The sequence below is a fragment of the Mesorhizobium sp. BH1-1-5 genome, from assembly GCF_020165615.1.
GTDB lineage: Bacteria > Pseudomonadota > Alphaproteobacteria > Rhizobiales > Rhizobiaceae > Mesorhizobium.
This window is the reverse complement of sequence record NZ_JAIUIM010000012.1, coordinates 1-22,266: the sequence shown is the minus strand read 5'-3', so window position 1 is coordinate 22,266 and position 22,266 is coordinate 1. Positions and strand designations below refer to the sequence as shown.

Annotated in this window: 23 protein-coding genes; 12 read left to right on the top strand and 11 right to left on the bottom strand. The window is 60.3% G+C overall.

All coding sequences use genetic code 11. From position 1 onward, the window contains the following. Positions 1–61 precede the first annotated feature (61 nt). From LB572_RS34415 to LB572_RS17355, 3 genes are all read left to right on the top strand, one after another. Positions 62–673 (top strand): ABC transporter substrate-binding protein, encoded by a 612-nt coding sequence (locus tag LB572_RS34415; RefSeq protein WP_263498093.1) that lies wholly within the window; start codon positions 62–64, stop codon positions 671–673. Further along, a complete protein-coding gene (locus LB572_RS34410) occupies positions 594–1,190 on the top strand; it encodes a branched-chain amino acid ABC transporter substrate-binding protein (protein WP_318014041.1) in 597 nt (198 codons plus the stop codon). Before LB572_RS34415 ends, LB572_RS34410 begins: the two co-directional genes overlap by 80 nt. A 74-nt stretch (positions 1,191–1,264) precedes the next feature. Continuing rightward, complete coding sequence (locus tag LB572_RS17355; RefSeq protein WP_140805312.1) at positions 1,265–2,242, top strand: ornithine cyclodeaminase family protein; 978 nt, start codon at positions 1,265–1,267, stop codon at positions 2,240–2,242. Here the strand turns inward: LB572_RS17355 and LB572_RS17350 are convergent. Beyond that, positions 2,233–3,216, bottom strand: coding sequence for a LysR substrate-binding domain-containing protein (locus LB572_RS17350; RefSeq protein ID WP_224668544.1), 984 nt, complete (start codon positions 3,214–3,216; stop codon positions 2,233–2,235). The genes LB572_RS17355 and LB572_RS17350 overlap by 10 nt on opposite strands. Positions 3,217–3,370: 154 nt before the next feature. On the opposite strand from LB572_RS17350, the gene LB572_RS17345 reads away from it, so the two are divergent. Genes LB572_RS17345 through LB572_RS17335 form a run of 3 tightly spaced genes read left to right on the top strand, consistent with a single transcriptional unit; the run spans position 3,371 to position 7,645 of the window. Beyond that, complete coding sequence (locus tag LB572_RS17345; protein WP_224668543.1) at positions 3,371–5,056, top strand: GMC family oxidoreductase; 1,686 nt, start codon at positions 3,371–3,373, stop codon at positions 5,054–5,056. Further along, positions 5,049–6,542, top strand: coding sequence for an aldehyde dehydrogenase family protein (locus LB572_RS17340; protein WP_224668542.1), 1,494 nt, complete (start codon positions 5,049–5,051; stop codon positions 6,540–6,542). Before LB572_RS17345 ends, LB572_RS17340 begins: the two co-directional genes overlap by 8 nt. Continuing rightward, complete coding sequence (locus LB572_RS17335; RefSeq protein ID WP_140805320.1) at positions 6,539–7,645, top strand: mandelate racemase/muconate lactonizing enzyme family protein; 1,107 nt, start codon at positions 6,539–6,541, stop codon at positions 7,643–7,645. Before LB572_RS17340 ends, LB572_RS17335 begins: the two co-directional genes overlap by 4 nt. Positions 7,646–8,193: 548 nt before the next feature. Here the strand turns inward: LB572_RS17335 and LB572_RS17330 are convergent. Beyond that, entirely contained in the window at positions 8,194–8,823 is a 630-nt protein-coding gene (locus tag LB572_RS17330) for a hypothetical protein (RefSeq protein ID WP_140805322.1), read from the bottom strand. Positions 8,824–9,015: 192 nt separating this feature from the next. Here LB572_RS17330 and LB572_RS17325 point away from each other — a divergent pair, with 192 nt between their 5' ends. Then, a complete protein-coding gene (locus LB572_RS17325) occupies positions 9,016–10,329 on the top strand; it encodes a DUF2130 domain-containing protein (RefSeq protein WP_224668541.1) in 1,314 nt (437 codons plus the stop codon). Between the two features lie 122 nt (positions 10,330–10,451). Here LB572_RS17325 and LB572_RS17320 read toward each other — a convergent pair whose 3' ends face one another. Both LB572_RS17320 and LB572_RS17315 read right to left on the bottom strand, forming a co-directional pair. Continuing rightward, positions 10,452–11,327, bottom strand: coding sequence for a plasmid partitioning protein RepB C-terminal domain-containing protein (locus LB572_RS17320; protein WP_224668540.1), 876 nt, complete (start codon positions 11,325–11,327; stop codon positions 10,452–10,454). Beyond that, the gene (locus LB572_RS17315; RefSeq protein WP_224668539.1) at positions 11,324–12,889 is read right to left on the bottom strand and encodes a recombinase family protein; all 1,566 of its coding nucleotides are present in this window, start codon (positions 12,887–12,889) and stop codon (positions 11,324–11,326) included. Before LB572_RS17315 ends, LB572_RS17320 begins: the two co-directional genes overlap by 4 nt. A gap of 65 nt (positions 12,890–12,954) precedes the next feature. Here LB572_RS17315 and LB572_RS17310 point away from each other — a divergent pair, with 65 nt between their 5' ends. Both LB572_RS17310 and LB572_RS17305 read left to right on the top strand, forming a co-directional pair. Beyond that, positions 12,955–13,080, top strand: coding sequence for a type II toxin-antitoxin system HicB family antitoxin (locus LB572_RS17310; RefSeq protein ID WP_140805330.1), 126 nt, complete (start codon positions 12,955–12,957; stop codon positions 13,078–13,080). 314 nt (positions 13,081–13,394) lie between these two features. Then, positions 13,395–13,715, top strand: coding sequence for a YMGG-like glycine zipper-containing protein (locus LB572_RS17305; RefSeq protein ID WP_140805332.1), 321 nt, complete (start codon positions 13,395–13,397; stop codon positions 13,713–13,715). Between the two features lie 195 nt (positions 13,716–13,910). On the opposite strand, the gene LB572_RS17300 is transcribed toward LB572_RS17305, so the two are convergent. Next, on the bottom strand, positions 13,911–14,912 hold the full coding sequence (locus tag LB572_RS17300; RefSeq protein ID WP_224668538.1) for a bestrophin family protein: 1,002 nt from the start codon (positions 14,910–14,912) through the stop codon (positions 13,911–13,913). A 199-nt stretch (positions 14,913–15,111) separates the two neighbouring features. Between LB572_RS17300 and LB572_RS17295 the strand changes: the two genes are divergently transcribed. The 3 genes from LB572_RS17295 to LB572_RS17290 all read left to right on the top strand — a co-directional run bounded on the left by LB572_RS17295 (position 15,112) and on the right by LB572_RS17290 (position 17,298). Further along, a complete protein-coding gene (locus tag LB572_RS17295) occupies positions 15,112–15,726 on the top strand; it encodes a class I SAM-dependent methyltransferase (RefSeq protein WP_224668537.1) in 615 nt (204 codons plus the stop codon). Positions 15,727–16,002: 276 nt separating this feature from the next. Then, entirely contained in the window at positions 16,003–16,128 is a 126-nt protein-coding gene (locus LB572_RS34405; protein ID WP_263498091.1) for a hypothetical protein, read from the top strand. 804 nt (positions 16,129–16,932) lie between these two features. Beyond that, positions 16,933–17,298 carry a hypothetical protein gene (locus LB572_RS17290; RefSeq protein WP_140805337.1) on the top strand — a complete coding sequence of 122 codons (366 nt, stop codon included), beginning with the start codon at positions 16,933–16,935 and terminating at the stop codon, positions 17,296–17,298. A gap of 207 nt (positions 17,299–17,505) precedes the next feature. Here the strand turns inward: LB572_RS17290 and LB572_RS17285 are convergent, their stop codons facing one another. The 6 genes from LB572_RS17285 to trbK-alt all read right to left on the bottom strand — a co-directional run. Then, positions 17,506–17,727: a DUF2274 domain-containing protein gene (locus tag LB572_RS17285; RefSeq protein ID WP_224668536.1), complete on the bottom strand. Its 222-nt coding sequence runs from the start codon at positions 17,725–17,727 to the stop codon at positions 17,506–17,508. A gap of 2 nt (positions 17,728–17,729) precedes the next feature. Next, complete coding sequence (locus tag LB572_RS17280; protein ID WP_224668535.1) at positions 17,730–18,866, bottom strand: TrbI/VirB10 family protein; 1,137 nt, start codon at positions 18,864–18,866, stop codon at positions 17,730–17,732. Further along, entirely contained in the window at positions 18,863–19,927 is a 1,065-nt protein-coding gene (gene trbG / locus LB572_RS17275; protein WP_224668534.1) for a P-type conjugative transfer protein TrbG, read from the bottom strand. Before trbG ends, LB572_RS17280 begins: the two co-directional genes overlap by 4 nt. Further along, a complete protein-coding gene (gene trbF / locus LB572_RS17270) occupies positions 19,924–20,613 on the bottom strand; it encodes a conjugal transfer protein TrbF (RefSeq protein ID WP_224668533.1) in 690 nt (229 codons plus the stop codon). Before trbF ends, trbG begins: the two co-directional genes overlap by 4 nt. A gap of 3 nt (positions 20,614–20,616) precedes the next feature. Continuing rightward, positions 20,617–21,987 (bottom strand): P-type conjugative transfer protein TrbL, encoded by a 1,371-nt coding sequence (gene trbL, locus LB572_RS17265; RefSeq protein WP_224668532.1) that lies wholly within the window; start codon positions 21,985–21,987, stop codon positions 20,617–20,619. Further along, positions 21,988–22,266, bottom strand: a 279-nt coding sequence (gene trbK-alt, locus LB572_RS17260) for a putative entry exclusion protein TrbK-alt (protein WP_224668531.1), incomplete at its 5' end; no start/stop codon positions are given.

Genomic DNA, 22,266 nt, shown 5'->3' with positions numbered 1-22,266 from the left:
CGGCTGAGCATGCAGCGGGCAGTGTTAGTCGAACTAACCAAAACAAACAGAGGGGCTGACAATGGTCGCAAGTGCAAGAAGCTATTCGTGGGCGCGGTCATCTGCGCTAGCGCTCACATTGGTTCTCCCATTGGTATCGGTGGCACGCGCCGATGTGGTGATTGCCGTGGCTGGCCCAGTGACAGGGCCCTTAGCTGCCCCCGGCTCCGAGATCTTCAACGGAGCCAAGCAGGCCGCCGAAGACATCAACGCAAAGGGTGGCATCAATGGCGAGAAAATAGTCCTCTCGATACAGGACGATGCCTGCGATCCCAAGCAGGCGGTTTCTGTTGCCAACGCAATCGTGGCGGCCGGCATCAAGCTCGTCGACGGGCACTTCTGCTCGGGCTCTACAATGCCGGCATCTGATCTCTACAATGAGTCTGGCGTTACGGCGATGACGGTCTCGTCCAACCCGAAGATCACCGAGCGCGGCTATCAGAATATCTTCCGATTTGGAGGACGCGACGATCAGCAGGGGCCTGCTGGCGCCGATTTCATTCTCAAAAAATTCGCAGGAAAAAACGTGGCGTTGCTCAGCGACAAGTCGACCTATGGTGTCGGCTTGGTGGATGGGGCCCGGGCGGCTCTCAAAGCCGCCAACCCCCCCCAACGCCGACATCGCGATCGATGACAGTATCAATCCTGGTGAAAAGGATTACTCGGCCGTTGTCTTGAAGCTCAAGCAAGCCAATGTCGAGGCCGTCTATTTCGGCGGCTACCACACCGAAGCCGGACTGATGGCGCGCCAGGCTCTGGATTCAAATTATAAGCTGTCGATCGTTGGCGGTGACGGACTGAACACGTCAGAGCTCGGTTCCATCGCCGGCGCCGCCGCCGAGAACGTCTTCTTCACCTTTCCACCCGATGCCACCAAGACTGCAGCAGGCAAGGAAATCGCCACCCGGATGAAGGCGAAGAACCTGAGTGCTAGCGGCTGGACCATCTACTCCTACGCTATCATCGAGGCCCTAGCGCAAGGTGTTGCCCGAGCCGGAGATCAAGACGCGGCGAAAGTCTCAGAGGCTCTGAGAGCTAAGCCAGTCAGCACTGTGCTTGGAGACATCACGTTCGACGCTAAGGGCGACAACACCAAGCCCGGCTACGTTATCTATCATTTCGTCTCGGGCACCCCGACCGAAATAGAATAGCACAGCCACAATCTGCCAGCTTCCGGCGCCGTTGGCGCCGGCCCCATCTCATCCAGACCGAGAGCAATTCTTCCATGGGACTTAATCATTCCACGTTGTTCCTTAATCGCGATGCGGTCGAGGCGGTGAACCTCGACATGCGGAGGATTATCGAAATTGTCGAGGAGGCGTTGATCGAGAAGGCGCATAACCGGGTGCAAATGCCGGCCAAGCACTGGATGGAACGCGACAACACACGCTGGTTTGGCGGCATGTCGAGCCTAGTGCCAAAGTTTGGCTATGCGGCCATGAAATGGCAGTCCGGGTCGGAAGAAAACGCCGCCAAGGGAATTCCCTATCTCACCGGTCTGCTCTTCTTGAATTCAATCGAAGACGGGCTCGTCGCCTCCGTGATGGATTCGACCTGGATCACCCAGCAGCGCACTGCCGCAGCATCGGCAGTGGCAATAAAGCATCTTGCCAATCCAGGTGAGGAAAGCTTCGGCGTCATTGGCGCCGGCGTCCAGGCGCGGAGCCACCTCGAGGCACTTGGCCACGTCATGCCCTCGCTGGGGTCCGTCGTCATTTACGACGTCAATGGTGATGCCTCGCGCAAATTTGCCAAGGTCGTTGAAGCTGCAGGTCTCGCCGCAAGGATCGTCAACACTCCGTACGCCGTGTTTGCTCAGACGTCTGTTGTTATCACCTGTGGCCGCATCCAGGCTGACATGGAGCGTCTGGCCGATGCGGATTGGGTCCGGCCTGGCCTGACCACCGTTGCGATCGACTATGACTGCTACTGGAAGCCGTCGGGCCTTCGCGCCATCGACCATCTGCTTACGGATGACTTGGGGCAGATCGAGCACATCAAGCCGTACGGCTATTTCGTTGATAGCCCGAAATTCAAGGGTGAATTGGGCAGCGTGGCCGCCGGTCTGCTCGACGGCAGAAAACGGCCGGAAGACACCATCGCGGTCATGAACATGGGCGTCGCTGTCGAGGATGTCGGAACCGCCAAAGCCATCTTCGAAGCCGCACGTGCAATGAAGCTTGGTCAAGTGCTTCAGCTCTGAGCCCCGAACTGCTCATTGTCCGAAAGACTTGCGAAGATGGGGTGAGGCACCTCGGCGACGTGCAGCAAGCCTGACTGCACGAGCCATTTCCTGAGAGCTTTGACCGTCGCGCGGCGCGCCTTGCTCTGCGTGTAGCACAAGAAGTACGCAATGCCGTCGTTGAGCTGGACATCCGACATCTTGATGAGCTGGCCTTTGGCTAATGCCTCTTCAACCAGCGAATTCCTGCCCATAGCGATACCCTGGCCAGCTTCTGCCGCCTCTATCATCATCGCTGATTCAGAAAAGCGAATGTTGGGCCGGCGCTGAGGCAGGACGACGTTGGCGACATTTGCCCAATCCTCCCAATAGGTTTTCTCGGAAAAGTGCAGGAAAGCGACTCTACCGAGGACGTCTTCGAACCTGGACGATCCCAACTCCTCAGCCAGCTTGGGAGCAATCACCGGGAACAGAGGCTCGTCGGCAAGCTTTTCGGCAATCACATCCTGCCACTTCCCATCGCCGACCCTAATTGCAATGTCGGCCTCCCCCTTGGTGAGATCCGCAAGATGGCGGTGACCGTCGATCGTCAAGTCGATCCATGGGTGCGCAAGCGCAAACTCGCCGATCTTCTTGCTCAAAACCCGCGAACCATAGGAGCGCGCCATAGCGACGAGCAAGGTTTGCCGGGACCGAACATTGGTCACAGCCAAAAGGCCGCTTTGAAGCTCTGCGAACGCGCGTTGGCAATGCACAGCAAGCGCATCGCCGGCCTCGGTAAACTGCAACCCGCGCGGTGTGCGAAAGAAAAGCGGTGCGCCGATGAACTGCTCCAGCGACTTGATCTGCCGGCTGAGCGCGCCCTGCGTCAGCCCAAGTTCCTCTGCCGCCCGCACAAGGTTCAAGTGACGCGCCGCAACCTCGAAAATATGCAAGGAACGTAGCGACGGAACCTGCACGAGCAACTCGCTACGCTCCTGCCCGCTCGGCATCATTTCGGCACTTCCTCGCAACGCTTTCGCCAGCGTAACAAAATGATGCAAGGTGCGATATGAGAAAAACTCATAGCGAGCGACCGCATGATTGACGTGGTTTTAGCGGCAAAGCGCCTTAGGTTGGCGCAACGAAATAAGGCGCGCGGGCGAGCTTTTGACATTCGACTACATCATTGTTGGCGGCGGTTCTTCGGGCTGTGTCATGGCCAACCGGCTCTCCGCAAATGGCAGTCGCGTCCTTTTGATCGAGGCCGGGCGAGACACAGCCGGCGGCGCAATTCCAGACGATATCCTCGACGGCAATCCAACACGCGCTTATTTCAACCCGGCCTATCAATGGCCATCGCTCAACGCGACGCCAGTCCGCGATGGCCGCAAGCCAAGCCATTACGAGCAGGCCCGTGTCATGGGCGGCGGCTCGAGCATCAATGCGCAAGTCGCCAATCGCGGCGGGCCCGAAGATTATGACGGTTGGGCCTCGAGCGGTGCCTCGGGATGGGGTTGGAACGACGTTCTGCCCTATTTTCGGCGGCTTGAAGCCGACCAGGACTTTGCGAACGAATATCACGGCACTGACGGGCCGTTGCCCATCAAGCGGGTCCGGAAATCGGAGTGGTCCGGCTTCATTCAAGCGGTTTCGCGGGCTTACGAGGCAGCCGGTCTTCCATTCAGGCCAGACTTCAACGGCACTTTTGGAGATGGCTATTCCGTTGTGCCGCTGACAAATCGCGACGGACGTCGCGTTTCGGCGGCAATCGCGTATCTGACACCTCAGGTTCGCTCCCGGAAGAACCTCACAATCCTTGCAGACACGACGGTCGAGCGCCTTACCTTTGCCGGACGCGCAGTCACGGGCGTCGATACCCAAGGTGCTTCTGGCCGACGGTCCTATCGCGCGCCGAATGTCATTGTCTGCGCGGGCGCAATTCATTCACCCGCAATCCTGATGCGGTCCGGTATCGGCCCATCGGAGCAATTGGCAAAACTCGGCATCCCCCTGGTCGCCGATCTTTCAGGCGTCGGTCAGAACCTGCAGGAGCATCCTTCGATCGCGGTGTCGGCTTATCTGCTGCCAGCCAACCGCATGTCGCCCAATGTCACCGGTCATATTCAGATGCATGCCCGATACTCGTCAGGTGTCGATGGCTGCCCTCCGACTGACATGGCCATATCCGCCGTAGCCAAGTCTGCCTGGCACCCGCTCGGCAAGCGCCTTGGTTCTCTCCAGCTCTGGGTAAACCGGGCCTACTCCACGGGCGCCGTAACGCTCAGGGACCGCGCATACATGGTCGAGCCTGGGGTAGACTTCAACTGGTTAAGCGATCGGCGGGATATCGATCGTCTGAAGGCAGGGTTCCGTTTCCTGGCGAGATTGCTCCAGCACGAGCCGCTGTCCGCGGTAGCTCTTGACGCGTTTCCGTCAGCTTGGAACCGTCGCGCCAAGCAGATCAGCAAGATCAACCGAATAAACTATGGCCTGACGTCCGTCTTGGCCACGCTCATGGATACCTCAGGGGGCTTGCGGCGCAACCTCATCAAGAATGTCATTACAGATGGCGATTCGATTGCCAGCCTTACCGCCGACGACAATCGTCTGGAGGCGTTTGTCCGGCGCAATGTCACGGGCAATTGGCATCCGACATCAACCTGCCGAATGGGCGCAGATTCGGATCCTCTCGCCGTGACCGACTCTTCCGGACGCGTTCGTGGCGTTATGGGTCTGCGCATCGCCGATGCCTCGGTCATGCCGTTTTGTCCGCGGGCAAACACCAACATTCCCACCATCATGGTGGCCGAGAAAATCGCAGACGCGATCTCGAAAGAGCACGCCTATGACTGACAGCGCCGTTTTGAAAAGCTTCATCGATGGCGGATGGAAAGATTGCGCGTCAGGCAGACGGATCGAGGTCGATGACCCATCTACTGGGAAAATCGTGTCGCTCGTCGCCGAGGCAGGCGTCGAGGACGTCGACCTGGCGGTTGCCGCGGCCCACAGAGTGTTTCGCGAACGAATCCTTGTCGACATGCATCCCTATGACCGGGGACGCTTGCTCTTTCACGTCGCCGACGCGTTGGAGGCGCGTGGTGGAGAGATCGCGGTGACCGTTTGCATGGATACCGGCAAAGCCATCGACGTAGCGCGCGAAGAAGTCGGCACTGCTGTTCGCTATCTCAGATATTACGCAGGGCTGGCGGACAAGCTCGAAGGCCGCTCGATTCCGCGTGGGGCCAATCTTGTCGACTATACCCTCAGAAGCCCGTTCGGCGTTTCGGCCCAGATTGTGCCTTGGAACTTCCCACTGGAACTAACGGCACGATCGCTGGCCTGCGCCATTGCGACCGGCAACTCGGTGGTGATCAAATCACCAGATCTTGCGCCCCTCTCCGGCCTCGAGATTGCCCGTGCATGCGAAACTGCTGGCTTGCCAGCGGGAGCGGTCAACATTCTCACCGGATATGGCCACACGACCGGGCAGGCGCTTATCCAGCATCGCGATGTTCGCCACATCGTCTTCACCGGCTCGATGGCGACCGGCAGAACGGTGCTCAAGACCGCTGCCGACAGGATCGTGCCTTGCATCATGGAACTGGGCGGCAAGTCGGCCGGTATCATTTATGCCGACGCGGACATCGATTGTGTTGTCGAGGCGGTGCGCAGCGGTTCGTTCCTCAACGCCGGCCAGAACTGCAACGCCTTTTCCCGTCTGCTGGTCGACAGCAAGATCGCTGACGAGGTTCTGGAGCGCGTAAAGTCTTGCGTCGAGGGGCTGTCCGTCGGGCCAGGCCGCGATAATTGCGACATCACACCACTGATATCGAAAAAGCAGCGGGACAACGTCGAGCGCGCCTGCGAAAACGCAATCGCACAGGGGGCCAGGGTTGTCACAGGCGGTTCCGCGCTAAGGGATCGCAGCGGCTACTTCATGGCCGGGACGCTGTTTGCGGATGTAGCACCCAGCTCTGAGCTCTTCCAAACGGAAACCTTCGGGCCCGTCCTTGCGGTCACGCCGTTCGACGATCCTTCGAACGCCGTCGAACTTGCGAACGGCACCGAACAGGGGTTGGCCGCGGGCGTTTTCACAAAAGATCTCGACCGCGCACTCTGGACGGCTGACCAACTCTGGGCAGGCCAGATTTACATCAACGGTTGGTTCGTCGGCGGGGTGGAGACGCCGTTCGGTGGAGTGAAACAGTCCGGCTACGGCAGAGAAAAAGGCCAAGAAGCGCTAGACGGCTACGTCCAGACGCGAAATGTCGGCATCAAACTCTCCCAACCGCGCTCAAGCCCTTCCCAAGCCGGCGCAATGCGGAGACACACGCTATGAAGATAACGTCGATCACTTCGATCATTACCCGCCCGCCGATCAGGCACCCCGGAAAACTTGGCGTCGGTGATCTCGTGTCGGTGGACGCCGTAATCGTCGCAATCGAAACCGATGCCGGGATTTCGGGCGTCGGAGAATGCTCACCATGGGCCGTTTTTGCCGAGAACGCATTCGCCATCAAGGCCACGATCGACAACTACCTAGCGCCAGCCCTCATAGGTGAAACCCCGTTCAACATCGAGGCGATCCTGTTGAAGATGGACGCCGCACATTACGGCTCATCCTTTGCCAAGACCGGCGTCGAAATGGCTGTTTTCGACATCGTCGGCAAAGCTCTCGACTGCCCCGTCAACCAGCTCCTGGGCGGTCTTGTGCGGGACAGGATCAGCCTGAGCTACTCCGTAACAAATCAAGAAACCCAGGCCGATCTCGAGGAAAGCCGGTGGCTTCTCGATCAGGGGTTTAAAGTTCTCAAAATCAAGACCGGCGTGTTGCCCGAGCGCGAGGAGCTTATCCGCGTCGAAGCCCTACGAAAACTCGTCGGCGACGACTTCGACCTTCGGATTGATTTCAACCAGGGTGGGCGTCGTGAGCAGATGACGCGGCTCTGCAGGCAGTTGGAGGCCTTCAAGCCAACTTTCATCGAACAGCCGTTCAAAGGCTTCGACCTCGATGCGATGGCGGCACTCTGCGCCGTGCTCGACACCCCAATAATGGCAGATGAAAGCGTGCTAAGCTGGGATCAGGGTTTCCAGGTCGCCAAGCGTCAAGCAGCAGATATTATTTCAATCAAGATTGCCAAGATGGGCGGACTTTTGCGTTCCAAGAAAGTAGCTGGTATGTGCGAAGCTGCTGGAGTTCCGTGCTACGCTGGTGCCATGTGGGAGTCCGGCATTGGTCTCGCCGCAAGCCTGCATTTTGCGTGCTCATCACCTGCAATTAAATACGGCAGCGATTTCTATACAGCCAACTATCTTATGACCGACGATCTTGTCGTTTCACCGCTCGCCGTGAGTGACGGCGCGATATTTGTACCAACCGGCCCCGGACTCGGAGTCGAAGCCGACTGGGAGGCGATCGAGCGGTACAGGGTAGCCGTGTAGGTTTGAGCAGGGCGCCGCCGAATTGGGCCCAGAGGCGATCGCAGTCCCACTTCCTCAGGCTTGTCATTCCCGGCAACCCATAGAGAACTATCGCACTACGAACGTCGTAGCCAAGCACCGATGCATTGGCGACGAATTGGATAGCACGCCCCAAACTTAAGGCGGCCATCCGGGTTTCGACTTTACTCGTAAGATCGATCACCCCGAAGATTTTCGCGTCTTCGCCTCTCGTACTTGCGGGATGTCAGGAACTGCAGCCGGCCCAAGGGCCGATGTTGTCGCAAATTGGTTCAGTTTGTCAGCACGCCTACGGTTTCAAGCCCGGGACAGATGCCTATTCGCAGTGCGTTTTCCAGATCGATCAAAACCGTATCGCCAGCAATCGGGAGCAACTTCACAGGATCAGCAAAAGTTTGTCTGACACCGGCGACAGCATGATGCAAAGCGCTACCGCGAACCGGCCGCGAATGTGCACCTCCACACCGCTCGCCGGCGGAGGATTCATGACCAGCTGTTCCTGATCGCGGCTACGAGCCTGCTACCGCCCGTCAACGCAGAAAGCCGTCGCTCTCGAAATCCTCCCAGCCACGCAGCTTAGAGCCGGCGTCATCCTCATCGCGCTTGTCGACAGCGCGCCGGCCTCTTTTTTGCGCACGCTTCAGGGCCGCCTTTGCGGAGGCGCGCCGCCGGTTCTCGGCGGCCATCGCGGCGTCCTCTTCACGCCAGACGGTGACCAGGTCGCGATCGAGCACATCTTCAATCTGTCGCGGGTCGAACACGTGGAAGGTGATTTTCCTGGCGCGGCCGCGAAGTTTCACCGTTCTGGTCCCGGCACTTTGCAAGCGGCCGTCCTTCAGCCAGCGGTGCCGTTCGACCTGCTTGATCGTCAGGATGTCCTCGACTTCGCGCGGGATCACCAGCAAGTCTTCGATGTCGTGCATGGCTTCGGACACTATCGCCGAAGCCGCTCGCACATCGGCATCGACGCCCTCTGGCAGGCGTAAGGTGAGCACGCGCGACTCGATGTGGAGCAGCTTTTTCAGCGACGCCGGCAGACGAGAGCGGACCTCGAGAAAAATGCCCCTCGCCCGAACCGACGACCCAAGCGTTGCAGACGGAGACAGCTGCCACTCCGCCATCAGTTTTGCGGTCGGGTCGATTTGTCGGTGGGTAGGCATGGCGTTAGATTGGTCTCCGGTCCAGCGCGTTTCAATAGGGCCACGCTGGCAACAATCCACACTCATCGTCGCGGCTATAGTCTGAGCGTAGTCGGATGATGGCCGTGAATGTTCTTACTTTGTTCTGTTCGAGCCGCGCCGCATAACCTATACTGGTGCCTTGGGAAACCGATTCTTCCGAGGCGAACTCAAATGACCATTCAACCTGTCAGCAAGACTCTGCACGGCGACAAGCTCTTCAACGAGCCGACGATCACCTGCCCCAGTTGCAAGACTGACATCAAGCTTAACGAATCTCTCGCGGGGCCCCTGATCGCTGCCACGCGAGAGGAGTACGAGCAACGCATCGCTCAGACCAATGCAGCCATCGCCATCAGAGAGGAAGAACTCGAGCGCCAGCGCCATGAAGTTGCGGTGGCCAAAGAAGGCGTCGAAAGTCTCGTTGCCGAAAAGGTCATGGTGGAGCGAGCTCACATTGTCGCCGATGAGGCTCGTAAGGCCAGACGTTTGCTCTCGGCCGACCTGGAGGAACGCGACCGCAAGGTGGCAGAGCTGGAGGAAACGCTCAAAGCGCGCGATGACAAGCTCGAACAGGCGCAGAAGCAACAAGCAGAGTATCTGACGAAGCAGCGCGCACTAGAGGACGAGCGGAGAGAAATGACGCTCACGATCGAGCGAAAGGTCCAGGAGGGACTGGACGCTGTTCGTGCAAAGGCCAGGTCTGACGCTGAAGACGGTCTCAAGATGAAGATCGTCGAGAAGGAGGAACAGATCGCGGGCATGCAGCGCCAGATCGAGGATCTGAAGCGCCGCGCTGAACAGGGATCCCAACAGTTGCAAGGTGAAGCTCTGGAGTTGGAACTCGAAGGGCTAATCAGCAGTCGCTTCCCGGTTGATGTAATCGAGCCAGTGGCGAAGGGCGAGTTTGGTGGTGACGTCCTTCAGCGGGTCGTCGGTCCCGCCGGTCAGCCATGCGGGGCCATACTTTGGGAGTCAAAGCGCACCAAGAATTGGAGTCAAGGCTGGCTCGCCAAGCTGCGAGCTGACCAGCGGGCTGCAAAGGCTGACATCGCTTTGCTTATTTCTGAGATCCTGCCCACCGGGGTCGAAACATTCGACCTGGTCGATGGCGTATACGTCGCCCATCCCAAGTGCGCCATTCCAATCGCTGTTATGCTACGGCAGTCGCTGATCGAGTTGAGTAATTCCCGACTCGTGCAGGTCGGCCAGGCCTCAAAAATGGAGCTCGTCTATGGATATTTGACCGGGCCGCGCTTCAGGCAGCGTATCGAGGCCATTGTCGAGAAGTTCTCCGACATGCAGGATGACCTTGCCCGTGAGCGCAAAGCCACCACCCGACTGTGGGCCAAGCGAGAAGCGCAAATTCAGGGAGTGATCGAGTCGACAGTCGGCATGTATGGCGACCTGCAAGGGATCGCCGGAAAGGTGATGCAAGAGATTGAGAGCCTCGAAGTGCTAGCTGTTGCAGGCCCCCTCCCAGGCTGAGATCATTGCCGCGCTCGCTCTCGCAGCCGGACAGCGCTCGGTCCTTCTTGACTGTTTGTCGGTGGGCTGTGAGGCAATTGAGAACGACTGGTGGGACAGCATCTTGCGCTTGAGGCGACCACTCAAAAGACAAGGTGCTTGCGCCTTCGTCCGGTTTTTTTCGGATGGCCCGCCAGAGCTTCCCGATCCATTGGAATATCCAGGATCGCTTGAAACGCTGCGAGCTGCTCCGGGAAGTTCTGCGCAAGGTATCTAACCACCCGCACGTTCTCCATCAGGCGGTCGAGATAGGACCTCGCTGCCATCAGCTCTAACGCCCAGATGCCGCGAAAGCTGGCGCAGTGCAGGAATTCTTCATTCAGCATGTCAAACTCAGCTTCCATGGCAGCCAGTTGATCGGCTGTGACGCCGGCAAATTTCTTTCTGGGCCTGGACGGATCCGCCAACTGCGACACGGGAGTAAGTGTGCTGAGAAGCTGCGCATAGTGGAAGTTCGCCCGCTTCAGGGCGATCATCAGCTTTGCCGCTTTGAGCTGCCGTTCCGGTACCATCTTGCGCAAAGATGCGAAGACCTGGGGCGGCACAGACCAATCCTGCAAGAGATCCAGAACCTCGGGCAAAAGTCCGGTGACCAACGGCTTCGGTTCAGTGTGTGGACACGCGCTTTGCGCAGGTTGCTGGGGACTGACCCGCTCAGCCAGCGCCTTCGGCACGAACGCGAGGCCTTCGGCCGATAGCAGGCGACGGAACTGTTCCTGCTTCAACGGATTTCGCAACGCTCCAGCTATGGTCTCCAGCCGATTTCGAGGGGTCTTCGCCTCGGCCGTCATTTTGCGCGTTCTTTCGCATTCAGCCTCGTAGGTCCTGAGCAGCATGCTGCCGGAAAACCACCTGCCGGGCTCGTGCATCTTGTCCAACAGCGCAGCGTGCCTGGTCCGGCTGTTCTGCAGAACACGATCGGCGTCTTCCAGGCTTAACACTACGCGGCGCACCGTCATGTGGCGCTCCCTACGAATGCTCTCTCAGCCAGCGCAACAAGCGGATCCAACGATTGGAAAAGAAACGCATCCAGCTTCATTCCATTGTTCGCATGGAAATTTCCGCTGATCTCGGCAAGTTCATGCATTGGGGCGATCAGGTAATCTCGAATGGCCAGATCGCCCGGATGCATTCTGATGAGAACGAAGATATCCGCCGCGGTCTCTCGTGCAGCCTTTGAAGACCAGCGGGGGTATGCGTTGTGCGAAACACGGCAACGCGCTATCGCGATCACCACGGTGAACTCGTCATTGATCCGGATAAGCTCCGTGTCAGGGTCGCAGGAGACGTGCCCACCTACTTTTTTGATCGCATCTTGCAGGTCTTCCATTACCCGGTAACGGATAACTTCGAGACGTTTTTTGAGATCGATGAAGTGACCCTGCCTTGGCGGCAGGCAACCGATCAGCCTGTAGGCATCAAGCACACTTCCGAAACGTGATCTATAACGCCAGCCTGATGGGCATTCGGGCGCTGCCTTAATGATTGCATGAGATAGTTTTCCATGGCGGTTGTGGAGATTGCGCAGGGCCGCCAGCATCTCATCATCGCTCATACGCAGGTACAGCGATTTGACAATTTGCTGAGCCTTTTCGAACAACCTGCGGCTAACGATCGGCTCAAAAGCGTTGTCTGCCCTGACCCACTGGTCCGGAGGATTGTATACCACCTTGCTTTTGAGTTTGGTGCAGCGACGATTCCATACGTTGTTGCCGATATATTTCTCGTTGGTGAGCACACGGCGTACGCTTCCGCACTTCCATGGCCGGCCGAAGTCGTTCGCCACCCCCCGGTCATTCAGGTATCTTGCGATTTCTGTTTCAGTTTTCCGTGACCCGACAAAGAGGCGAAAGATCAATCGAACAGTTGCTACCTCCTCCGGTGGCCCCGGTACGATAATGACCCGGTCTGATTGAAGGCTTTTGTGTTCGTTGCGAGCAAGGATGACCTTCGGCCGTCCAAACTGGTCAATCATCAGGCGCCTTAGTCCGAGCCCCTGCAGGCCGCCTACGTGGAACCCCATCCCGGCCACCCGCACCTGGCCCATAAAGACCTTCTGCGACAAACTCCGGCTGTACTCTGCTGCCATGCTGCGCTTTATGGCCTTGAGCACGTCCGATCCCACGGTGCCGTCATTCCCGAATTGCTCGGCGCAAAACTCAATTCGAACGCCAGCCATCTGGCATCGATACTCGTAGGACGCGCTTTCATCGATGTTTTGAAAACGGCCCCATCGGCTCACGTCGTAGATGACGACCGTTTCAAAATCGACGAGCCCATGTTCAACGTCGAATAGCAGCTTCTTCAGGCCGGGCCGGCCTTCTATATGCAGCCCGCTTCGGCCGGGATCTTCATATGTGGCAACGATGTCGTACCCCATGACATCGGCATAACTGCGGATTGCATCCCTCTGGTTCTGGATAGAGTAGGTCTGGCCATCGGTGGACATTCGCAGGTACTGCGCGGCGCGAACCCGTCGCCTCCCCTGGGGCGGTTTGCCAGCCTCTGCAAACTTGTCCATGGTCTTGCACCGTCGTGCCGGCACTTTAAAGTAGCGGTCGATGGCCCTACGGCAAGGGGACTGGAATGCATCAATATGTCGGGCTGATCCATAAAGAGCGGACCGGCGACTACGGAGTGTCTTTTCCCGACTTTCCGGGCGTCGTCACGGCTGGTGAAACTGTTGCCGAGGCGCGTGATCTGGCGGAATAGGCCCTGGCTTTCCATATCGAAGGAATGGTCAAGGACCGCGCGCCGTTTCCAAAACCTACCCCGATCGAACAGATCGAGGCGGGCCCGGACCATTCCGAACGCGCTTTCATCCTGTGCAGTTGAAGATCAGCTGACCGCGCGGATATTTACCCGCATGAAGGCCACGTTTTCGCTTTGGCAACCATGGTGTTCAACTGCCGGGAAACCGTGATTCACTTCGTGAGCCAGCGCGCCGCCGTTCCGCCGCAATGCGACCGCACTTGGCGATTCCGCCCCCGTTTTCCAGTCCCTGGGGCTTCAGAGGAGTTCTAGTGATGATTATCAAGAAGGCTATTCTGGCGGTGCTCATGACCGCAGCACTTGCCGGCTGCGAGACGCAGACCGAGGGGCAGCAGCGGGCCACAACCGGCGCGTTGCTCGGCGGCGCCGGCGGCGCGCTGGTCGGACAGGCGATCGGCGGCAACACCAAGAGCACGGTGATCGGTGCGGCGAGCGGCGCGCTGCTCGGCGCTGTCGTTGGCTCAGCTACCACGCCGCAGGAGCCGCGCGGCCGCCAGCTCTGTCGCTACCAGGACCGCTACGGCCAAATCTACACGGCACCCTGTGACGACCGCTACTACAACGGCAACTATTGATCATTGCCGGGTTCTCCGCCGAGGAGAAACCTAAAATCGCACCAGCGCGCACGTCGCGCGCTGGTGAGGCTGCAGGCCTCCAGCCGACTCCAAGCATGTCGGCCGCGGAGCGTGGCCGCAAGCTACTCGACGGCTGCGGCCAAAGCGGCGTCGCAAATCATGGTTGCGGCGCGGTTTCGCGAAGCTCCCGTTCGTTCACGTCGCGATGTTGTTCACTGGCGCCAGCGGCGCGGGAAGATTGGTCTCACCGAGCCCTCTCCGCAGCTCGATCTCGATGTCGCGGCAGATTTGCGAGATCGGCACGTCGTTGGCGTTGCCTTCAAAAGGATTGGCGCTGCTTTCGCCTACCAGGTCCAGCGACATGTAGACCCAGCCCAGCAGCGCACTGAACGGTATGGTCAGCCAGATCGAGATCCAGCCGAGCACGCCGCCCAGCTTGGCCATGTCGGCAAAGACCGGAACGACGCCGAAGGGCAGCAAGGTGCAGAAGATGATCATGAACATCGAGCTCACGATCGCGTATTGCCGGGGATATGGATTGTTCTTGATGCGATCGCAACGCGCCTGCTGGTCTTGGAAGTCGCGTATCAGCTTGATCAGCTCAGAGTAGACCTGGGCCGGGACGGCTGAGCGCTTCAGCAAGCCGTTGACCTCGGCCAATTGCCTGTCGAGAAGTTCTGTCGCCGGCTGCGGCGATTTCGGCATGCTTGCGGCTTCCTCGCCCAGCAGCCTGCGCAGCTCCTCGGCAAGCGTCGTCCTGTCCTCCTGGATGTGATAGCGGCGCCGCCGGAATTCGATGTTGGCTGCTTTCGCCAGCGATTCCCAGGGCATCGGCCGCCGCAGCGAAAAGCGCAGCGCCGTCAGCCAGGCAAGATGACGGTGGATCAACTGCCGGGCGTTGGCCGCATCCATGAAATCCCGGCAGAAGCCCGACAGCATCCGGCTGCTGGCGGTGATCTGCGAAAAGGCCTGCAGGGCCTCGTTGGCGCGGGTGAAGACCTGCGAATTCTTGAAGCCGGTGACGAGCGACACCGTGGTGCCGAGCACCAGCACGATCGACCATGGTACCGAAAAACCCGCGGTCGCGGGAAGGCGGTAGGCGGCGATCGCCAACCCGCTCACCACGACCATGTAGATGACGCTGCGCCGCGACCAGAGCGCGAAATCCAGCAACCTGTAAGAACGGCCTACGTACATTCCTGAAATCCCTTACGGCATGCAAATCGCGCGACCGCGCGTTTGCGTACCATATGCGGTGGAAATCGTTTTGATAGGTCCCACGGCAAGCCCTTGGGCTCGCCAACACAAGCGCGGCAGAAGGAAAAGCTGTGCCGTCATTTTTTCCGCACTTCTCAGTGCTAGACACCCCACCGCGGCGGGCAGGAGGAGGTCGAGAATGACAAGCCTTGCTGGCGCCCTGAAGAATCGCGGCAAACACGCGGTGAAGCGGCTGCTTCGCTATGACAACCGCAACTGGCTGCGCATCCGCCAGATCGAAGCCTTTACGGTCTTCCTCGAGGCTGCCAACCGCAAGTCGCGCGACGTGATCGAGATATCGCCGGGCTGGAACCGCTATTGGCGGGCGCTGTGCCCCGACTACCGCTCGGTCGACTTCCCCGACTTCGACATCTGCAAGGACCGCACTGACGAGCAATATTCCATCGTCATCGCCGATCAGGTGCTGGAGCATGTACGGCGGCCGCCGGCGGCCGCCGCCAACATCCACGCTATGACCAAGCCCGGTGGCTGGGCGATGGTGGCTACACCTTTCCTGTTCCGGGTGCATGCGCGCCCGCACGACTACAACCGCTGGACCCCCGCGGGGCTGAAGCAGCTAATGGTCGAAGGTGGTTTCGGCGAAAGCGACGTGCAAGCGTTCGGCTGGGGCAACAAGGCATGCGCCAAGGCGCATATCGGCGGCCCGGTGCGGGCCTACGGGGTGTGGCGGGATTTGAGCAACGACGAAGAGTATCCGCTGATGGTGTGGGCTTTCGCAAAAAAGGCTGCGTAGGCGGGTGGGTCGTTCATGCCAACATTGTGCTCAATCAAACGACAGGTGACGATCGAGGCAGGAAATGCGATGGCGCGACCGAGCTATTGAGCGTGCAGGAGGATCGATGGAGCGAGAGACGAGAGAGTTCGTCTGTCACCGACAGAGGACCCTAGTGGTTTCGTTGCGGCCGGTGGCTAGCTGCTCTCTGCACGACCGAAGATCACTGCCTTCACAGGAGTAGCGCTGCTCTCGACAGAGGTGGCCAACGTGCTTAGCCGGACCAGAACCACAACGATGCTGCCTATCGACCTGCCCGCCCGCAGCGAACCCTACTATCTGGTGAGGCGGCGCGACCGAACACTTTCCCCCATTGCCGAACGCTTCTGGCAGGGCATGCAAACTCGCGCTGGCGCCATTTGAACAGAAGTCATCGCGACCGTGCCCCATTAATGGCTGGCCACTTTGCCTCTCTCATCACCGTGCACCGGTCGACCCCGATTAGACTGAGGCGCACTAGTTTAACTTGCTCGCTCTTCGTTTCGCGCGGCTCTCGGCGGTGATGCACCCTCTGGCGCGCCGCCGCGATCGCGTACCCCTCCAAACCCAAAAACCGCCCCGATCGATCAGACCGGGACGGCAATTGATTTTTGATGAAAGTGGTTGCGGGGACACGGGGACACATATTCCATCCTTTGCGGTAGCTGAAGCGAGGAGAACTTTGGGAGCCGCATTTTGCACTGATCGAGGACGCGTCGATCACGCGATGTAAGCTTTTTCAGTTTCCTTCCGTAGGTGGCCCTGACCACCCGCAGCGGAATTCGATCTCTCTCGTTTTCCACCACTGAACGGCAACCGCAGTGGCATCTGGTTGCCAGACGCCACGGTTCTCCTCGGTGGCCCACAGTCGGAATGGAAGCTTCATCGTCGAGACGGAACAGGGCGGGCAGGCTGACAAGTGGCATTCGCGTCAGGTATACGCCGATGACGCATTTCGTTGATATCATTACATCCCAGGTGACTTCCAAATGGCAGAACTGCGCACCCGTGGTCGCCCTAGACCTTGGTGTCATATTGGACGAAGGCTTCTGGCAATGCGGCGATCTCGTACTCTGGTCCGCCGCCAGGCATCCCTGAAAGAGGAGCATATTCCTACGGTGCTCAAGAGGCACTTGACTCCGGTGTTCTCATTTTGTTCACTATTGGCTCAACAAAGGAGCCAGGACCATGGCACGAAAACCGGGATACGTAGTGCCCATCGAAGCCGCGGGCGTTTTTTTCGGCATGCGCGAAACACAAAATGGTCGGTTCGTCATCGATCTGGAAGGGCAAGCAATTCTGTCGCTGCCCGGAATCCGATACGGCCTCGCGTTGAAACCTGGCGTCACAAAAGCTCAGGCCCAGAAATTGCGGGATTTGCTCAATGAACTGTGCTCCCAATACTTCGCCGGCTTTTTGGATCGGGTGAATGACGAGGAGTTTCAACAATGGCTGTTCGAAGGCTATGACATAGCCGGCTATTTGAATCCGAGCCGCCAGCTTGGGCCGGGCGACGAAATTGGCCGCGATCCCTTTGCGTATGATAGCAATTAGAAACGTGTGCAGGCGCGCCTAATTTGCCCTCGCGTCCATTGAGACACCTCCCGCCCAAGGCTGGCGGCCGAACCTTTCACACACCGGAGCCCAAATCCCGGTATGCGTGGCCCGCGGCCTTTTTCTCAGGGAAGTTCGCGTTTCTCAGAGAAGTTCGCGGGGCGAAGGTCATGCAGAAAGATATCACCGGCCATAGGAACGCTCTATCTAAGCGTCGTCCTTTTTTGCTTTGGCAAAGCCGCGGTCCGTTGCGATAAACCGTTCAAGCATCGGCGCAATCAAGCGCGATGGATCGGCAAATGGCCGACCGGTCTCGCGCCCAAGGATCTCTGCGTATTTCACCAAATCGCGATGCAGAGGCGCCGGCAATTCCACCGTAATCTTCACTGGCTTGTCGTCGGCGATCGTTGAGAGTTTCAACTTGGCCACTGTCAACCTCCGTAGGGCTCAAGGGCAAGGTCCCGAGTTACGAGCACCCGAACGGGGAATCCTGGTCGGATCGTAAGCGTCGGCGCTATAGCGAGTTGCCGCTGAACAACCTGCTGGCCTACCTGGCTTACACTATCGGAAGCGCCGCTGCGCAAAGCACGCACGATCTCGCTGTCTTGGTCCGACGAACCGGCCTGCGCGCCAACGCTCAGGACGGTCGACAACGCCGCGGCCTTGAACAGCTCGCCCCAGTGATAATCGACGCCGTCCTCGAGACCGGCATAGCCTCCCGGGTCAGCGCCTGGCTGCCGCTCCAGAACGATGGAGCGTCCGTCGGGAAAGATTAGCCTGTTCCAGACAAGCAGCACGCGACGCTGTCCCGGACCAATTCCGCTATCGTATTGCCCGATGACACGAGTGCCCTGCGGGATGAGTAACGAGCGGCCGGTGGGACTGTCATAGACATTTTCGGTTACCTGGGCGCTGATCTGCCCGGGCAGGTCAGACCGGATACCTGTAATCAGCGCCGCCGGGATCACGGCGCCGGCTTGAAGTACATAAGGTGACGCCGGAGGCGCCACGTGATCTGGCGCCACGGTACGCCGGTCCGCGGCGGCGGACAGGAAGGAAAGCTGGCGATCCTGCGCATTTGGCTGGCCGTTCTGACTGGCAAGCTCGTTGCCGGCCGGGGCGGACGCCTCGGCGGTCCTGGCATCTCCTGGCGCAGTCTGGAAGAAGACGCGCGAGGTTCTGGCGGCTTCCTCGTCGGCCCGCCGGCGTTGCTCGGCTTCGTCAATCGCAGGGGTTGCGATCGAAGGTGGCACCAGGGTCTGTCCGTTGTTTTGGGCATCGAGGATCGGCCTGCCCAGATCGCCCGGCAGCGGCGGCCCAAGGACCGGACCTGCATAGTCGCGCGGCAGGCTTGCCAGTCCATCGGCGGGCGGCCTATTTGAGGTAGGGTAGATCTCTTCGCCCTGCTTGGATCTGTTAGCGTCCTGCAGGGCGTAAATCAGGGCACCGCCAACACTGAGCGAGGCGACGAAGCCGAGGCCCGCGAGCATCTTGCGCGACAGACGCGTCACGCGCGGCGCCTCGGTGCGAAGCCGCATGGGTTCGACGGGCATGTCTTTCTCGTTCATGGCTGCCGCGCTCCCCGCGTCGCTGAGTTCGGCACCTCCGGCGCGGCCCAGTCGCTTGGCTTGCGCCACAGACCATCGGTTCTTCCGCCATCGATACGGACGATCCTTACCGTCTGTTGCCGCTTGCCGGCGCCAAGACGTAGTTCGGCCGCGCCGAAAAGGCGGTCGACGATCAGGACGTTCTGATAGACGCGGCTGTTGGTGATTTCGGCTTCGCCGTCTGGACCGATGACGAAAATCGGTGGCATCTCGCCTTGAACGATGCCGCGCGGGAAGGCGATATAGACTCTGCGGCCGTCGTCAAAGGCGCTCACCGGCTTCCAGGGCGGGCTGTCGCCTGTAAGGCCGTAACGATAGTTGCGCGCCCTAAAGTCCGGTATGATCGGCGTCGTTGCGGCGGTCTGCAGAATCCCCGCTTTCGGGGCCGGATAGGACCACGCGACGGCGGGCATGTATGGCTTGGCGCCTGACCGCAGCTCAAGCATATAGCTGCGCCGGTCCGTGGCGATGATGAGGTTCGTCGTGATGTCGGCCCGCGAGGGTTTCACCAGGACGTGGACACGTCGGCTAGTGCCGGACCCGCTTTCGGTGTCGCCGATGATCCAGCGCGCGGTGTCACCGGCCGCGATCGGCCCGTCGCCGGTCAGGCTCTCGCCAGGCTCGAGCGCGATGTCGGTAATCTGGCCTGGGGCGGCATAGACCTGGTAGAGCGCGCCTTCGCTCCATGGATAGATCTGAATGGCGTTGTAGTAACCCTCCCGGCGCGGCTCCACGCGCGCCGCCGCGTTTGCGTTCTCGACGCGCGCGGCCGGCGTTAGGGCGATGGCGCCGCCCCGCGTGGGAGCCCAGCCTGGTGGCACGCGAAGCGGTTTCGGCCTTTGGTCCGTCGCCGCGGCCGGAGCGGCCGGCAAAGGCGGAATATAGGAATCGTAGCTGATTTTCGGGGGCTTCTTCAGCGGCATGGCGCAGCTTGCGAGCAGCGTCGTCCCCGAGACCAGCATCGCTGATAGCAGGTATCTTGCGGGAACCGAAGCGACGACAACACGCAAAGTCGGGCTCATTGGCTCATCTCCCGCGACCAATTGATGGCGTTGACATAGATGCCGAGCGGATTTGCGCGCAGCCGCTCTGCATCGCTCGGCATTTGCATTACAATCGTCAGGATCGCCGTCCAGCGCTCGGTCCCCGAAAGCTGGCCGTTCTCGTACTTGCGCTCGCTCCAGGCGACGCGAAAGGAGTTCGGCGAGGCCCGGATGACCGAGGAAATCTCCACCGCGACTTGGCTCTTGCCGACCCTGGAAAAAGGGTCGTTGGCACGAGCATAGTCATTGAGGGCCGCCGCGCCCTGGTCGGTCGTCCATTCATAGGCGCGCAGCCAGTCCTGGCGCAGGATGACCGCGTCAGCGGGAATCGAGCGCACCTGTTCGATGAATCGGGCAAGATGCCAGGCGATCTGCGGATCGGTCGGCTTATAGCCGGCGATCGCGGGCGCGGTCGCCTGGGCCTCGCCCAACCTGTCGACCTGCACGATCCAGGGCACGACGGAACCGCGGGCCAACTGCCAGACGAGGGAGGCGGCAAGGCCCGCCGACAGGATCAGCGATCCGAACGCCATGGCGCGCCAGTTCCGGGCCTGCACGCGGGCGGAGCCGATGCGCTCGTCCCAGATCTGCTCCGCCTTCTGATAGGGTGTCTCCGGTCGAGGGATCTTGCCGTAGTGGACGGCGGGGCGCCTAAAGATGTTCATGGGTCATTCGCCTTCAGAAAGAGAAATCGAAGCTCCGCCGCCATGGCTGTCGCCGGCGCGCACCGCGTGGGCGGCAGTCTGGGCGCCATGGGACAGGCGATGAGAGCGCTGCAAGCGTCTGGCCCATTCGGGCTGTCCTTGGGTGGCGGACGGCTTGCCCGCGCCGGGCGCAGGAGCTGCGGCCGACGCGGCAACGCCCCCGATCGTCCCCATCGTCGACGAACCGCCGGTGATTTCAGCGGCGGAACTGGCGCCGGAGGCGAAACTCGACTTGAGCGATTGACCGGTGCTTGCGGCGGCGCGCTTGAGTGGGGAGGCTGCCGCCGAAGCGCCAGCGCGCGCAATGCCGCCCAAGCCGGAGGCGACGCCTGTCGCGCCAGCTTGGCCGGCGGCCCCAAGCGTGTAAGCGGCCGAGGCGCCGCCGGCGAGTGACGTGCCGCCACGCGTGGCTGACGCCGCTCCCGAGAGTGCGGCTGTCCCGCCTCGCGCCACCAGGCCGGCTGTGCCATAGCCTGCAACCGCCATGCCGCCCGCGGCAAGGCCAGCGCCGACGGCGGCACCGGCGCCAAGCTGCGGTCCACCCGCGACGAGGCCGTTGGCGATGCCGGGACCGAAGATGCCGAGGCCAAGCAGCGACAGCGCCGCCAGCACGATCGCCATGGCCTGGTCAATGGTGGGGTTCTCGCCACCGAAGCCTTGGGTGAATTCGCCGAAGAGTGTTGATCCGATGCCGATCACCACGGCAAGCACCAGAACTTTGATGCCGGACGAGATGACGTTGCCGAGCACGCGTTCGGCCATGAAGGCAGTCTTGCCGAAGAGGCCGAAGGGTATCAGCACGAAGCCGGCCAGCGTCGCCAGCTTGAACTCGATAAGCGTCACAAAAAGCTGCACCGCCAGAATGAAGAAAGCGAGCAGGACGAGCGCCCAGGCGAAGAGCAGGCAAGCGATCTGGATGAAGTTTTCAAAGAAGGAGACGTAGCCCATCAACCCGGAGATCGCCTCGAGCAACGGTCGTCCCGCGTCGAGTCCGGTTTGCGCCACCTTGCCGGGGTGCAGCAGGTCCTGTGCCGAAAAACCAGTTCCGCTCGCCTTGAGGCCAAGACCGGAGAAACTCTCGAAGACGATTTGGGCGAGGCCGTTCCAGTTGGAGATAAGGTACGCGAAAACACCGACGAAGAGCGTCTTCCTGACCAGCCGCGCAAGGATGTCGTCATCGGCGCCCCAGCTCCAGAAAAGCGCGGCGAGCGTTACGTCGATCACGATCAGCGTGGTGGCGACGAAGGCGACCTCGCCGCCGAGCAGGCCGAAACCGCTGTCGATATAGCGGGTGAAGGTCGCCAGGAACTGGTCGATGACGCCGGTATTTCCCATCTATCGGGCCTCGCGCAGGGCAGTATCGGGCGACTGCAACAAGGTCGGCTCGCTTGTCGAACTTCCCGACGGCTTATCGAGACCGAGGAAGCGATCGCGCTGTTCGGCCCACAGTCGCGCGCATCCATCGTCACGCAGGGCGGCCTCGCCGAGGATCTGGCAGCGGCGCAGCCCATCGCGAGCCGGATTTGGCATCGCGGCGGCCGGTGCGTGCGGCCCCTCCCCCACCGACTCTTCCCCCTTCCGGCTTATCTCGAGCGCGGTCGCCGTCACGGCGAC

Excerpts from the sequence above, each read along its gene's own strand:
- LB572_RS34415 (WP_263498093.1), top strand. The coding sequence starts at position 62 with ATGGTCGCAAGTGCAAGAAGCTATTCGTGGGCGCGGTCATCTGCGCTA.
- LB572_RS34410 (WP_318014041.1), top strand. The coding sequence starts at position 594 with ATGGTGTCGGCTTGGTGGATGGGGCCCGGGCGGCTCTCAAAGCCGCCA.
- LB572_RS17355 (WP_140805312.1), top strand. The coding sequence starts at position 1,265 with ATGGGACTTAATCATTCCACGTTGTTCCTTAATCGCGATGCGGTCGAG.
- LB572_RS17350 (WP_224668544.1), bottom strand. The coding sequence starts at position 3,216 with ATGATGCCGAGCGGGCAGGAGCGTAGCGAGTTGCTCGTGCAGGTTCCG.
- LB572_RS17340 (WP_224668542.1), top strand. The coding sequence starts at position 5,049 with ATGACTGACAGCGCCGTTTTGAAAAGCTTCATCGATGGCGGATGGAAA.
- LB572_RS17335 (WP_140805320.1), top strand. The coding sequence starts at position 6,539 with ATGAAGATAACGTCGATCACTTCGATCATTACCCGCCCGCCGATCAGG.
- LB572_RS17330 (WP_140805322.1), bottom strand. The coding sequence starts at position 8,823 with ATGCCTACCCACCGACAAATCGACCCGACCGCAAAACTGATGGCGGAG.
- LB572_RS17325 (WP_224668541.1), top strand. The coding sequence starts at position 9,016 with ATGACCATTCAACCTGTCAGCAAGACTCTGCACGGCGACAAGCTCTTC.
- LB572_RS17320 (WP_224668540.1), bottom strand. The coding sequence starts at position 11,327 with ATGACGGTGCGCCGCGTAGTGTTAAGCCTGGAAGACGCCGATCGTGTT.
- LB572_RS17315 (WP_224668539.1), bottom strand. The coding sequence starts at position 12,889 with ATGGACAAGTTTGCAGAGGCTGGCAAACCGCCCCAGGGGAGGCGACGG.
- LB572_RS17310 (WP_140805330.1), top strand. The coding sequence starts at position 12,955 with ATGCATCAATATGTCGGGCTGATCCATAAAGAGCGGACCGGCGACTAC.
- LB572_RS17305 (WP_140805332.1), top strand. The coding sequence starts at position 13,395 with ATGATTATCAAGAAGGCTATTCTGGCGGTGCTCATGACCGCAGCACTT.
- LB572_RS17300 (WP_224668538.1), bottom strand. The coding sequence starts at position 14,912 with ATGTACGTAGGCCGTTCTTACAGGTTGCTGGATTTCGCGCTCTGGTCG.
- LB572_RS17295 (WP_224668537.1), top strand. The coding sequence starts at position 15,112 with ATGACAAGCCTTGCTGGCGCCCTGAAGAATCGCGGCAAACACGCGGTG.
- LB572_RS34405 (WP_263498091.1), top strand. The coding sequence starts at position 16,003 with ATGCTGCCTATCGACCTGCCCGCCCGCAGCGAACCCTACTATCTGGTG.
- LB572_RS17290 (WP_140805337.1), top strand. The coding sequence starts at position 16,933 with ATGGCACGAAAACCGGGATACGTAGTGCCCATCGAAGCCGCGGGCGTT.
- LB572_RS17280 (WP_224668535.1), bottom strand. The coding sequence starts at position 18,866 with ATGAACGAGAAAGACATGCCCGTCGAACCCATGCGGCTTCGCACCGAG.
- trbG (WP_224668534.1), bottom strand. The coding sequence starts at position 19,927 with ATGAGCCCGACTTTGCGTGTTGTCGTCGCTTCGGTTCCCGCAAGATAC.
- trbF (WP_224668533.1), bottom strand. The coding sequence starts at position 20,613 with ATGAACATCTTTAGGCGCCCCGCCGTCCACTACGGCAAGATCCCTCGA.
- trbL (WP_224668532.1), bottom strand. The coding sequence starts at position 21,987 with ATGGGAAATACCGGCGTCATCGACCAGTTCCTGGCGACCTTCACCCGC.